Origin of the sequence: Edaphobacter sp. HDX4 (genome assembly GCF_036877565.1) — a bacterium.
Taxonomy (GTDB): Bacteria; Acidobacteriota; Terriglobia; order Terriglobales; family Acidobacteriaceae; genus Edaphobacter.
In genome coordinates, this window is record NZ_JAEDXW010000004.1 from 179121 (window position 1) to 192365 (window position 13245).

The following is a 13245-nucleotide window of genomic DNA, read 5'->3' on the forward strand; positions in this document are numbered from 1 at the left end:
CAATTCCTAGCCTTCGCTGCTAGCTCCAAACGCTAGCTGAAAATTGAGAGCCGCATTAGCTGCGGCCATACTCCGAACGGCGTCTACGCCTTACCGGCAGCCTCGGCCGCCGAGTAGTCCAGCTGAATCCCGGGGCCCATCGTCGAGCTCAGCGTGACGCCCTTGATGTACTTGCCCTTGGCAGCCGAAGGCTTCGCCTTCACCACGCTGGTGATAACGGTCGTGGCATTGTCGATCAGCTTCTGCGGATCGAACGAGAGCTTGCCCACAGGAACGTGAACCAGCGCCGTCTTGTCGGTGCGGAACTCGACCTTACCAGCCTTAATCTCTCTCACCGCATCGGCCACGTTCGTCGTAACCGTTCCGGTCTTCGGGTTGGGCATCAGACCCTTCGGTCCCAGAACCTTACCCAGGCGCCCGACAGACTTCATCATGTCCGGCGTCGCGATCAGAGCGTCAAAGGCAGTCCAGTTTTCCTTCTGGATCTTCTCGACCAACTCTTCGCCGCCGAAGAACTCAGCACCCGCCGCCTCAGCATCGCGAACCTTGTCGCCGGAGGCGATTACGGCCACAACCTTAGTCTTACCCAGACCATGCGGCAGAACGACGGTGCCGCGGACCATCTGGTCAGCATGCCGGGGATCTACTCCCAGGCGCATCGTCAGGTCCACCGTCTCATCGAACTTCGCGTACTTTGCCTTCTGGAGCAGCGGAACAGCGTCCGCCAGAACGTAAGGACGGGGCTCAACGAGCGCGCGCGCCTTCGTCAAATTCTTGGAGATCTTCCTGGCCATCTTCCCTCATCTCCCACCCCTGCCGGAGATACCCTCCGGGGCGTGGTAATCGACTGGTCCCAACGGGGAGTTGGGACGCTCTTTCGAGTATGCCTCAAATCCGTAGAGGAAGCAACATTTTTGGGTCCTGCGGGTAGATTACGTCCGAGATCCCGGCTTATCCGAAAGAAAGGTGGCTTAGCATCTTTCGATATGGCCGGTGAAGAGATCATCAACCTCTATGAGCGGCATGCTGACCAGTGGGTTCAGGCTCGGTTGCGCGCGGTGGATTTCTACGAGAAGGGCTGGATAGATCGCTTCTGTGCCCTGATACCTGACTCTGGTCTGTACTGGACTGTGGCTGTGGTGCTGGCGACCCCATCGCAACGTACTTGGCCGCGAAGGGCTACGTTGTCGTCGGGGTGGACTCCTCGGCAGCAATGATTCGCATGTTTAGAACTCGGCTACCGGAACAACGCGCCTTTGTCACCGACATGCGAAGTCTGTCTCTAGATAAGCCGTTTCAGGGCATTCTTGCTTGGGACAGCTTCTTCCATCTGAATCATCAGGATCAAAGACGAATGTTTCCAACATTTCGCGCGCATGCTGCTGCAGGAGCCGCCCTTATGTTCACCTCAGGGACATCGCACGGCGAGGCTACCGGCGCTCTTGAAGGCGAACCGCTCTATCATGCAAGTCTTGATCCCGCGGAGTACCGGAGCTTGCTTGAAGAGCATGGCTTCACGATCGTTTCGACCGTGGCTCAGGACCGGGACTGTGGTGGCCGTACGGTGTGGCTCGCTCAAGCAATTCGGTAAGCATGAACCTTTAACGTAAGTACCGAGAAACGCGCTTGGGGGAAGTGACCAGCCCGTACTGACGACACGCCGACGTATGAGGGCTAATCCGCTCCTCAGTGACTGACTCGGCGATGTCGCAGTCGCCGAGAATATGAGCCACACCGATGAAGCCTCGCCAGCCTCCATTCTGGACGGTTGGTACCCAGCTTCATCCCTCGCGCTGGGCAGCGACTGCATCCGCCATCAGCCGCTCGTTCATCTCGGACATCTTCTCCATGTAATCGAAGATCAGCTTCAGCTCGCTATCGGTGTAGTGCTCGACCAAGGTCTTGTATGCCTCGCCCAGCGCTCGGTATTTCGGCACCACGGGAGCCAAGCTCTCTTCCTGCACGCGGACAAAGACTTTGCGGCGGTCCTCGGTGTCTCGCACACGCTTGATGAATCCTCGTTTTTCGAGGCGGTCGAGGATGTGCGTGATGGCGCCCGTCGTCAGTCCGCTCAAATGGGCCAGCCGTCCCGCCGTCGTCATGTTCTCGGGGTCGGTAAGGATCAGGTCGAGGCACCTGGTATCGGTTGCGCTCAGACCGACAGTCTGCGCGATCACCTGATGTAGAAAAACCGTTCTGGTGCTGAACCTTCTTGCGAGGTCACCCAGCCTTTGCAGCATCTCTGCTCGTTTGGCGGTCCCCGTTGTCCTTGCCGTTGACATAAGTCGCCTGCGACTAGAAAGAATAATCTGCATCTTTAAGATGCTGCATTATTCAAATATATGAAACCGCCTGCCATGGAGTCAATGACTCCGAATCCAGGTGGACAGGAGAATGCACATGAACACCGAAGCCATCATTCACCACACTGTTGCACTATGGGCTGATCACCGCCAACATCGATGTGATGACCGAGTGGTACCGCAACGTACTTGGCATGAGGGTCAATCACCGTTCAAAGATTCCGGCTATAGCACGGCTAACTCGTAATGGCCCGCCGTTTTTGGCGTTTGCCTTCGTCTCGAATGACGAAAGGGACCACCGCATTGTGTTCTTCGAGATACCACGAGCGTCGGTTGATCCAGAGAAGCGACAGCACACGGGACTGCAGCATGTGGCGTTCGAGTACGCGAGCCTTGACGACCTGCTGGGAACCTATCTCCGACTCAAGAAACGAGGGATCCGGCCGACATGGGCTGCAGACCATGGTGTGGGATCGCGTTCTATTATGCGGACCCGGATCAGAATGTCGTCGAGCTGAACATCAACGTCTTCATCGAACCTTGGACCGCGACGGAGTACCTTGAAAGCACGGCTTCTGCAATGCCGGCCCAGGTCGACCCCGATAAGATGATTGCGGCACGCGAGGTGGGCGCCTCGCCCTGGGACATTCACAAGCGTGCAGTCGCTGGAGAATTTGCTCCAGCTCAGCCGTTCGATCCGGGTGCCCGATTCTAAGCCGTGTCCATCGAAGGAGGCCGGCTCCAGAAGCATGCAGAACCCTCCTTGCGAGTGTGGCTTCCTTCAACTGTTGACCACAGGGGCCATCGGGCTTCCACTCCAAGAATCAGTAACGAGAAACGCGCTTCTCGTCATTTAATTCGATCTGCCGGTCATTCAAAACGGAGAAATTCCCCGATGTTCTCGCCGGGGCTAATCCAACCTGCCTGTTCAAAACTCCCGCTTGACGCATTCGTCTGACCGCCCTATGCTCGTTTCAGAAAGGCGAACAAATGGCGAAAACAACCTTGACCGCCGAATCGCTCTTCCCCATCCTCAACCAGGATCAATCTCCACAGCTCCCCGTCGGCATCGCACGCATGGCCTTCGAGTCCACCCACACCGATGACGGCCATCTCATCGAGTTCCGCACCCTCAAGGTCCGCAGCGTCCTCAGCCGTATCGCCTCCAAACGCATAACGTGGATGGCCTGGGGCATCAATCCCTATCGCGGGTGCGAGTTCGCCTGCCGCTATTGCTACGCCCGGTACACCCACGAGTTCATGGCGCCTGGTCAGAACCAGCCGCCGCAGCCCGGTCAGCCAGACTTCCGCGATCCCAACACCTTCGAGCGCCTCATCTTCCTCAAGCAGAACGCAGCCTGGCTGCTCGAGCAGGAGCTCCGCCGCCACCACCCCACCGACCATATCGCCATCGGAACCGCCACAGATCCCTGGCAGCCCATCGAACGTCGCGCCCGTATCACCCGCAGCCTGCTGGAGGTCTTCGCCCGCCACTCCGGCTACAACATCGGCATCGTCACGAAATCTCGCCTGGTCCTTCGCGACACCGACCTCCTCCAGGAGATCAACCGCCGCAATCGCCTCACGGTCCACATCACCATCACCACGCCCGACGCTGCCCTCGCCCGGCTGCTCGAGCCCCGTGCTCCTCGCCCAGATCTTCGATTCGACACGGTTCGCCGGCTCCGCCAGGCCGGCATCACCACCGGCATCCTCTGCTCGCCACTCCTGCCGGGAATCACCGATACCGAAGAAGCCATCGACCGCATGGCCCGTCACTCCGCCGAGGCCAACGCGAGCTTCTTCGCTGCCAACCCGTTGTTCCTCAAGCCGTGCTCACGCCCCACCTACCTCAGCTTTGTTCAGGAGCACTTCCCTCACCTCGTCCCCGACTACCACCGCCGCTTCGATCGAGCCGACTTCGCCCCGAAGTCATACACCCAGCACCTCAGTCATCTCGTCGCCGTGGCACGCGAACGCCATGGCCTCAATCGTCGCTGGCGTGAGGACTACGATGATCTCGTCAGCCCCACCGAGCCGAGCCCTGGCCCTGTGCCTGAGGATCCACGCCCCCCTGATCCCGAGATCCATGCCGCTCGGAAGCCACCCCGCAATATCAGCTCACCCCAACAACAAAGCCTCTTTGCCTGAGGCCTTCAGCCATGGGAGAAAAACAATGCAAACATCGTGGACAGTTCGATTGATTCCCTCTGCTCTGGTCCGGAGATCCCGCCGCCGCAATCTCTCTGCTATGAGGCAACGCCGACGGCAAACTTCAACGCCACTACGCGCCATCCGCAAACCTCCGCAGTCCTGCCGCTCCCTGCTACTTAGCAAATGCAGCGCTTCGATTCGTCAGTGATTTCAATCCCGGTTCACCGCTGCGTCGCTCCGCTCTGCAGGAATCTGCCTTTGTTCTCCGGCACACCAGAGGACACACAGCCATCGCGCCGTAGCCCATCAGTTCCAGCGCACCATCATTCCGCGCTCATCGCCTTCTCCATGCTCCATAGCAATCTCCGCGTCCATGCGCGAGACGATGCTCTCAAAACGCTCACCCCACTCCACCAGCACCAGCGCATCCGGCTCCGCGATCATCTCTTCAAGACCCAGCGTGGCCAGCTCGCGCTCCGTCTCCAGACGGTAGAGGTCCAGGTGATAAACCCTCACCTTCGGCCCGACGTACTCATGCACCAGCGTGAAGGTCGGGCTCGTTACATCCTCTTCCCCGGCCGCACCCAACGCAGCCGCTATCCCTTTTACCAGCGTCGTCTTTCCCGCCCCGACCTCACCCCGCAGCACTACCAGCTTCGGAGGAGGCGACAGAATCTCGGCGATCCTCTCTCCCAGAGCCAGCGTGCCAGCAACACTTCGTGTACGGAACCTCTTCTCTCGCGAAAACTCTTTAGCCAATCTTCACCTTTCTTCCTTCAACGCAGCCCGGCGATCCAGCTGAAGCCGTCCTGATCCTTTACACGGTAGCGAAACGCATCCGACAGATGCGCCACGGTATCTGTGGCGAGTACCGTATGCTCGTCCATCATGCGCGCTGCAAAATCAGCCGCCAGCCCGTGCAGGTAGACGGCTGCCTCCACCGCACGCGCAACGTCGTCTGGAAACTGCGCCAGCATCGCGGCCACAATTCCTGTCAGAATATCGCCGCTTCCGCCCTTCGCCATCGCTGGATTGCCCGTCGTATTCACCGCAACTCGGCCATCAGGATGCGCCACCAGTGTTCGCCACCCCTTCAATACCAGCGTGAGCTTGTGCTCGATGGCAAATCGTCGTGCCAGGCCAATGCGGTCCGCCTCCACCTCCTTGATCGTCAGGCCCGCCAGCCGCGCCATCTCGCCGGGGTGCGGAGTCAGCACCAGCGTTCTGCCCTCACCATGCAGCAGATCGTCCCGCCCATCGAAGGCATTCAATCCATCGGCATCGATCACCATCGGGATCTTCGTCTTCGCCAACAGCTCCCGCGCAACCTTCCCTGCCTCTCCCCGCTGCGAAAGACCAGGCCCAACCGCAAGTACGGTGATGCGCTTCAGCAGCTCCTCCAGTCGTTGGCCCTCCACATTCGAAAGCGCCACCGCGCCCTCTGGACCTTCCTCCAGCGGCTTGAGCATCAGCTCCGGTGCTACCCCAGCGACCACATCGACAATCGACTTCGGCACCGCCGCCGTCACCAGCCCCGCACCCGTCCGCAAGGCTGCCAGCGATGCCATCGAAGGTGCTCCAGCCGTGCCATAGCTTCCGCCCACCAGCAGCACATGCCCAAACTTCCCCTTGTTCGAGTTCACTCCGCGCGGCTTCTCCGCAATCGCCTTCGAGCTCCCCATCCAGCTCAGCCCATCTCCCGCGGGAATCGCCTCATCCGGCGATCCGATTCCCGCAACGACCACCGGCCCGGCTGTCATATACCCGAACACATGTGCCAGCTTGGGCGCGGTAAAGGTCACAACCCCATCGGCGCGGAAGGCTCCCTCTACCGTTTGCTCCGTTGAATCCGCGTCCCATCCACTCGGAACATCGACCGCAAGCACCGGAATCGTAAGCCGATTCACGAGTTCCCGAGCCGCCGCTGCCAGCCCACGCAGCGGAGGTTGGAACCCTGTCCCCACGAGGGCATCCAGCAACAGATCGACACTCTGTCCACCAGCGTATGCGATTACGCCACTCTGCTCCAGGGCCAGCTTAAATCGAGCTTCGTCCTCTATCTCATGAATCCGAACACTGGTCTCACCCGTTAACTGGGCCAACGCTTCCGCTGCCTGCCCCTTCACGTCGGCGGTCCTGCCCAACAGGATCACCTCCACCGCCAATCCTGCCTCGGCCAGGACCCGGGCCGCCACCATACCGTCCCCGCCATTGTTGCCCTTGCCGCACAACGCCACTACGCTACGGGCATCTGGATAGTGACGCCTCGCAAACGTAGCGACAGATTCTCCAGCAGCCTCCATCAAAGCTCCGAAGGCTACTCCGAACTCCTCGACCGTGCGCCGATCTGTCTGTCCCATCTCCGCTGCCGTAAGAACTCTCATTCCACCCTTCTACCCCATCACGTCGCCTCAGGCAAAAAACGCCGCCTCAAGCAAAAACAAAGAGCCCTGCATGACGCAGGGCTCCTGAAGCTTCAAAGAGAGAGACGCTTACTCGGTTCCCATCACCCCGGACGCCTGTTGGGTCTTCGGAGTGAAGTAGCTCTTCTCCCAAAGCGCGCGATAGAACTGTCCCGTAAGCTCCGCAGCCTTGGGACCAAAGGTCGGCCGGCCACCTTCCAGGAAGAACACGGTCACGATGCGGCCGTTCGGAGTATCCGCATACGAGCCAAACCATCCGAACCGGGTGCCGTTGTTCGAGCAGGTTCCGGTCTTGCCCATCACCGGGAACTCACTGAAGTTTGTACGCAGCGAGCGAGCCGTGCCGTACCTAACCGCTCCCTCCATTCCGTCTACGATCTCCGGGATGAGGGGTGCGATGTTCAACTGGCGCTTCACTCGGGGCTGGAAGGTGGCGATATCGATCGCATTCTCCGGGTGCTGCAGATAATACAGGGTTCCGCCGTTCGCAATGGCCGATACCAGTGCGCCCAACTGCAGCGGAGTCATTGAAACGCTCTCGCCGAACGAGCACATTCTCCCTACACCGCCCAGCTTGGCAGGAAGCTCCTCATCCGGGTAGGTTCCGAGCTGCTCACCCTGGATGTGATACCCGGCCAGCTCTCCCAGGCCAAACTCGTTCGCGTAGTGCTTTACCCGCTCAAATCCAAGGGACCGACCCAACGTCTCGAAGTACGCATTGTTGGAGTGAGCCAATGCATCGGTCATCGTCATGCGGTAATGACCGCCGAGATTGACCGGGGTGTCCTTCTTGACGATTCCCTCTTCAAGGGCGGCCAGAGCAACGCTCAGCTTGATCGTCGAGCAGGGCTCTGCGCCTCGCGAGAGAGCCAGCTTCTGGTTGACCATCGCCAGGATTCTTCCGTCGGAAGGATCAATGACCAGCGCCGTGCCGTTCATATTTCCGAGCGCTTCGATCGCGGCTGCGCGGACGATCGGATCTTCTCCGTCCGTCGCATCTCCGAGAGTCAGGTTGTCCGCGAAGGAGCTCGCAGAAAAGTGCTCATAGTGCCGCGTCCGCCGAACGGCCAGCTTTGTTCGCGCTCCATGCCGGTGCCTCGAAGACACACTTACCACAGACGTCGTCTTCGTCGTCTTTGCAGACTTCGACGTCTTTCGGGAAGCAAGATGCGCCTTGGAGACGGACGCATGGTTGGTACCCGATGAGTGGTGTTTCACACTCCCGGAAGATGTAATGGCGGCCAGCTCAGCTCCCGAACCCAACATCAGGCTCAGAAGGATCCCGCCGACGATCCTGACCCATTTAGACACCGAGGCACTCCTTCTACTTCTAAACCCAAAAACAGCAATCAGGTTGCCGTTTCGAAACAGGGAATCTGAGAACATCCTAAGGGATATTTTCCGTTCCCGGAAATGCTACTTCCATGCTACTCGCCGCTGCCGGCCCGATGCCCTGAACGTCTAGTGTCCGCGCCTCAAAAAGGCTGGGATATCGAGCTCATCCGGCTCGGAGGGATCGCTCTGCGCTACTGCGGTTCCGGCAAAAGGCGAATGCAGGCCCGAATCCACAATCGGCTTACTGGTTTGGATGCTCTCAGGGCCGGTCGCGTGAGCCGTATTCTCGAGGCCAATGTCCATGCGAACCGGCTCTTCCGGCGGCTGCGGTACCGTTACTCTGGGCTGCGATCCCCGGAAAAAGTCGTCGTCGAAGACGGATGCCGGCACCGGCACCAGCTCTGCTGCGTGGCGGGCGGTGGGGCTGGATTCGCCGTTCGCCGGTCGACTATCCATCGGAGGCTCGCGACGCTCCGGGGCAACTGGAGCAGACTCAGCCCGCTGCACATCCTCACTCAGAAATCTCGGCGCTGCCGGTCGGGCGACCGGGATATCGTAGCGCACCGTGGGCAGCGTCGCTTCGGCCAGCATCCGCTCGCGTCGTGCGGGCATCTCCTGCTGCTTGAAGCCCGTAGCGATCACGGTAATCTTTACCTCTTCGCCCATCGACTCGTCCTGTACCGCTCCGAAGATGATGTTGGCATCCTCATGCGCGGCGTTCTGGATGATCGTCGAAGCCTCGTTCACCTCGCTCAGCTTCAGATTGCTTGAACCCGTGATGTTGATCAGGATGCCCCTTGCGCCGTCGATTGCGCCGGACTCCAGCAGCGGCGAAGCCATCGCCGCCATCGCGGCTTCCACGGCGCGATCCTGGCCTGATCGCATCGCCGTCCCCATCACCGCATAGCCCATGCCCGCCATCGTGGTCTTCACGTCTGCGAAGTCGCGGTTGATGACGCCCGGAATCGTGATGATGTCCGATATGCCCTGCACGCCCTGCCGCAGAACGTCGTCCGCGATACGGAAGCTCTCGAAGAAGCCCGCATCCTTGGCTACAGCCAGCAGCTTCTCATTCGGAATCACAATAACGGTATCGACCGACTCCAGCAACTCCTGCATGCCGCGTTCTGCCTGCATCATGCGGCGCTTGCCCTCGAAACCGAAAGGCCGCGTCACCACCGCCACCGTAAGCGCACCCATCTCGCTGGCCAGCGAGGCAATCACCGGAGCCGCACCCGTTCCTGTTCCCCCACCGAGTCCCGCCGTGACGAACACCATGTCCGCGCCCTCGAGCGCCTCGATGATCTTGTCGGAGTCCTCCAGAGCAGCGCGCCTGCCCACATCGGGGTTCGCACCTGCTCCCAGCCCGCTCGTCAGCTTGACCCCGAGTTGCAGCTTTACCGGAGCATTCGAGACCGTAAGGGCCTGAACATCGGTGTTTGCCGCAATAAATTCAACCCCTTCCACCTTCGCCGCAATCATGCGATTCACGGCGTTATTTCCACCGCCTCCCACTCCTATCACCTTGATCTTGGCCCCTCGGGGGATCTCGTCGTGATAGTGGATACGGATATCGTCTTCAGGCAGATTAGGCATCGATGCAGGGCTCCTTCGCTACCTAATTCTCACATCATCCCCAGAAGCCGGACACTGATGTTTTCCACCACCCGTACCATCGCTGGTTCAGTCCGTGATCCTGATCCATCATCGGAGGGCAAACCGGTAGGTCCCTGCCCCAACCGGGACCACGAAGAAGCCATCCATGCTGCTCGCCTCCAGCTTCTTGCCGCCTTCGGTGACTGCCGTCGCCCCCTCGTTCGGAAGGTAAACCGTCGCCGAGCTGTTCGCAGGAACATGCACACTCAGTGCCATCTTTCCATCCGCTCCTCGGGTCCAGTCCGTCGTGACCGTGCCATAGGCCGAGTCATACTCTCCATGCACATGGGTCAGCCCCGATCCCACCTGCGGCCGAATCGTCACATGATGGAATCCGGCACCCATCGCATCTGTGTCGATCCCGGCAACTCGCCGATACACCCACGCCATCACCGAACCGAACGAATAGTGGTTGTACGAGTTCATCGCCGGATCTCCCGTGTCGCCGTTCCATCGTTCCCACCATGTCGTTGCGCCCTTCTTCACCATGTATCCCCACGATGGATACGTGTCGCTGAGCAGCAGTTTGTACGCAACATCTGCCCGCCCATGCTCCTCCAGCACAAACATGAGAAATGGCGTTCCGAGAAAGCCCGTCGTCAGGTGGTTCTGGTGCGCCTCGATGTCCTTCACCAGGCGCTCCATCATCTCCTTTTCACTTCCTTTTGGAGCCAGTCCCGCATACAGCGTCAGCACGTACGCCGTCTGCGTATCGCCTGCGACGGAGCCGTCGGCGTGGACATACTCACGCCTGTACGCTTCGGCAATCCTGCCGTACAGCGACTTGTACTTCGCTGCATCGTCGGCACGGCCGAGTGCCGTGCTCATCTCCTCCATCTGTAACGCCAGCAGAGCCCAGTAAGCAGTGCCCACCAGGTCCTTCGGACTCCGCGGATCGGGAGCCAGCCAGTCGGCGAAATTCGCTCCCAAATCCTTCTGCCTCAGGTAATTCGGATTGGTGCGCAGAATGTAATCCATCCACCGCTCCATCGCCGCCCAGTTCCGTTCGAGGATCGTTCGATCGCCGTACTGCATCCATGTTGCATAAGGAACCAGGACTCCCGCGTCGCCCCAGCCCGGCGCTCCCGGCTGCGCATCCGTCGTTCCCAGCAGATCCGGCGAGACATTGCTGAACGCTCCACCTGCAGTCTGAGCATCGACTACATCCTGCATGAACTTGTGCGAAAAGGCATCGATATCGAAGTTGTACGATCCTGTCCGCCAGAACACCCCCGCATCTCCCATCCATCCCAACCGCTCGTCGCGTTGCGGGCAGTCGGTCGGAATCGAGACAAAGTTCCCGCGCTGACCCCAGATCCCGAGCTCATACATACTGTTCAGCAGATCGCTCGAGGTCTTCAACCGAAACGACGGCTGCGGCTCAAGGCTGTTCCACACCTCGCCCTCGATCGCCGTGGGCAGCGGCTTCCCGGGGTAGCCTGAAACCTGCACATAACGAAATCCATGAAAGGTGAACGCCGGCTCCCAAACCTCTTCCCCCTTCCCGCTCAGGATGTACGTATCCGTGGCATCTGCGTTGCGCAGGTTCTCCGTATAGATTGTTCCGTCAGGATTCAGCCTCTCCGCAAACCGCAGCCTTACCACCGTCCCCGCTGGCCCGCGTACATGCAGCCGCGCCACCCCGACCATGTTCTGTCCCATGTCGAAGACCGCATCCCCGCTCGCCATCTTCACGGATACCGGATGGACCGTCTGTGTCTGGTGTATCGGCATATCCGGCTGAGCGGACACATCGATACCCTCTGGAATCTTCCCCACAACAGCGGCGCTCCATTGGCTGCCCTCGGCCTTCGCCCCATCCCAGCCCTCGTTCGCAAGCCGGGCATCGTAGGCCTCGCCCGCATAGATCTCCGATGAGACGATCGGTGACGACGCTGCCTTCCAGCTTCCGTCCGTATCGACCGTCTTTCGCGATCCGTCCGCATAGCGCAGCTCCAACTGGGCTCTCAGCAGATCCGGGCCGGGAAACAGGCGCGCTCCAATCCACAGCATCGGGCTTCCGTGCCATCCCGCACCAAGCATCGCCGTCAGTACGTTCTTCCCTGTGCGATCCATCAGCGCCGTTACGTCGTACGTCTGGTACAGCGCGCGTTTATTAAAATCAGTGAACCCGGGCGTCAGCACGTCATTTCCAACGCGATGTCCGTTCAGGAAGAAGCGATAGCTGCCAAGCGCGGTCACATACAGGCGCGCTGAAACGACGCCGCCCTGCGCAGAAAACTCCTTGCGCAGCAGCGAGGTCTCGCTGTCGATCCGAGTCGGCGCTGTCTTCGGCGGACCGAACATCGCAGGCTCCAACGGCTGTTCACTCACAGGACCAAGCTCCTTCGCAGCAGCCCAGTCCGTGTTGTTGCTCGCCTGCCAGTCCCGGTTCGTCACGATGACTTTATGCTTCCCAGGGCTCTGCTCCAGCCGGAGCACCGCCGCCACCGTCGCCGGAAGCGGCAGCTCTCCGTTGCGCGCGCTCTGGGCATCCACATCGAAGGTGATCAGGTTGTCGCCGGCGGGGCCCGCACCATAGTGAAGCAGGTCTCCAATCTCCTCGCGGTCAAAAGCGTTCCAATCCGCCTTGTGCCCCGCCACTGTACCGTTCACCCTTGTGGTGAACTTCCCCGGCGAATAGACATGCAGGCTCGCCGCAAACAACTTCTCCTCAAGATGCAACTGATACCGGAACGCCACCTTGCGAGGCTGCTCGGCCTTCTCCAGTTTTGCTGCCGGAGACCCGATCACCTTCATCTCCCGCAGCTCCGTCGCGGCCTCCTCGTCCTCGCGATAGATCCAATTCGCCGTCCAGTCCTCCGGACGCAGCAGCCCCATCTCCCACCATGACGAGCCCACGGGATGTGCCGACTTGTTATGGCCGTCCCACACCTCCACGGCCCAGTAGTATCGTTCGCGCGACTTCAACTCCGGGCCGGCATACGCAATTCCTACGCTCTCCGACGATGTCACCCGTCCGCTATCCCATACATCTGCCTTTCCGGCCGCCAGCACCGCACGTGTGCTAGCTACACGCACCCGGTAAGCACTTTGCTTCCAGTCACGCTCCAGGCTGTCGCTCTGCCATGAAAACGTCGGACGCATCACGTCGATTCCCAGCGGATCTACCCGCCGCTCTACTCGCAGATTCACCGGTGCGGCATATGCCACCTGGACTGCAGCCACAAGCAGCACGGCAATACCGTGACGCACTTTGAAAGAGCATGGGATTCCCATTCGACCTCGCATCGAAAACAGAGCAACATGCTACTCGATGCCGCTCGAATGCGGCGCACCTTCACACTTTCCAGATAAATAGGAGTCTCGCTGGGCCAGGAGATCTCCGCGGACCAGTCAACAGAAAGACGGAG

The 13245-nt window shown here is 60.0% G+C and carries 11 protein-coding genes; 4 read left to right on the forward strand and 7 right to left on the reverse strand.

The window, feature by feature from the left end; all coding sequences use genetic code 11:
• Positions 1 to 83: 83 nt before the first annotated feature.
• Positions 84 to 794, reverse strand: a complete 711-nt coding sequence (gene rplA, locus JAO29_RS06280) for a 50S ribosomal protein L1 (protein ID WP_334267337.1) — start codon at positions 792 to 794, stop codon at positions 84 to 86.
• A gap of 329 nt (positions 795 to 1123) precedes the next feature.
• On the opposite strand from rplA, the gene JAO29_RS06285 reads away from it, so the two are divergent.
• Positions 1124 to 1591 carry a class I SAM-dependent methyltransferase gene (locus JAO29_RS06285; protein WP_334267406.1) on the forward strand — a complete coding sequence of 156 codons (468 nt, stop codon included), beginning with the start codon at positions 1124 to 1126 and terminating at the stop codon, positions 1589 to 1591.
• Positions 1592 to 1781: 190 nt separating this feature from the next.
• Here JAO29_RS06285 and JAO29_RS06290 read toward each other — a convergent pair whose 3' ends face one another.
• Positions 1782 to 2282 carry a MarR family winged helix-turn-helix transcriptional regulator gene (locus tag JAO29_RS06290; RefSeq protein WP_334267338.1) on the reverse strand — a complete coding sequence of 167 codons (501 nt, stop codon included), beginning with the start codon at positions 2280 to 2282 and terminating at the stop codon, positions 1782 to 1784.
• A gap of 185 nt (positions 2283 to 2467) precedes the next feature.
• On the opposite strand from JAO29_RS06290, the gene JAO29_RS23450 reads away from it, so the two are divergent.
• From JAO29_RS23450 to JAO29_RS06300, 3 genes are all read left to right on the forward strand, one after another.
• The gene (locus tag JAO29_RS23450; protein WP_442886331.1) at positions 2468 to 2821 is read left to right on the forward strand and encodes a VOC family protein; all 354 of its coding nucleotides are present in this window, start codon (positions 2468 to 2470) and stop codon (positions 2819 to 2821) included.
• Positions 2752 to 3018 (forward strand): hypothetical protein, encoded by a 267-nt coding sequence (locus tag JAO29_RS06295; RefSeq protein ID WP_334267339.1) that lies wholly within the window; start codon positions 2752 to 2754, stop codon positions 3016 to 3018. Before JAO29_RS23450 ends, JAO29_RS06295 begins: the two co-directional genes overlap by 70 nt.
• A 275-nt stretch (positions 3019 to 3293) precedes the next feature.
• Positions 3294 to 4454 carry an SPL family radical SAM protein gene (locus JAO29_RS06300; protein ID WP_334267340.1) on the forward strand — a complete coding sequence of 387 codons (1161 nt, stop codon included), beginning with the start codon at positions 3294 to 3296 and terminating at the stop codon, positions 4452 to 4454.
• Positions 4455 to 4763: 309 nt separating this feature from the next.
• Here JAO29_RS06300 and tsaE read toward each other — a convergent pair whose 3' ends face one another.
• From tsaE to JAO29_RS06325, 5 genes are all read right to left on the reverse strand, one after another.
• Positions 4764 to 5216, reverse strand: coding sequence for a tRNA (adenosine(37)-N6)-threonylcarbamoyltransferase complex ATPase subunit type 1 TsaE (gene tsaE, locus JAO29_RS06305; protein WP_334267341.1), 453 nt, complete (start codon positions 5214 to 5216; stop codon positions 4764 to 4766).
• Between the two features lie 17 nt (positions 5217 to 5233).
• A complete protein-coding gene (locus tag JAO29_RS06310) occupies positions 5234 to 6841 on the reverse strand; it encodes an NAD(P)H-hydrate dehydratase (protein WP_334267342.1) in 1608 nt (535 codons plus the stop codon).
• A gap of 108 nt (positions 6842 to 6949) precedes the next feature.
• Positions 6950 to 8146 (reverse strand): penicillin-binding transpeptidase domain-containing protein, encoded by a 1197-nt coding sequence (locus JAO29_RS06315; protein WP_442886332.1) that lies wholly within the window; start codon positions 8144 to 8146, stop codon positions 6950 to 6952.
• A gap of 195 nt (positions 8147 to 8341) precedes the next feature.
• Positions 8342 to 9811, reverse strand: coding sequence for a cell division protein FtsZ (gene ftsZ, locus JAO29_RS06320; protein WP_334267344.1), 1470 nt, complete (start codon positions 9809 to 9811; stop codon positions 8342 to 8344).
• A 108-nt stretch (positions 9812 to 9919) separates the two neighbouring features.
• Positions 9920 to 13111, reverse strand: coding sequence for an alpha-L-rhamnosidase (locus tag JAO29_RS06325; RefSeq protein WP_334267345.1), 3192 nt, complete (start codon positions 13109 to 13111; stop codon positions 9920 to 9922).
• Positions 13112 to 13245: the final 134 nt, after the last annotated feature.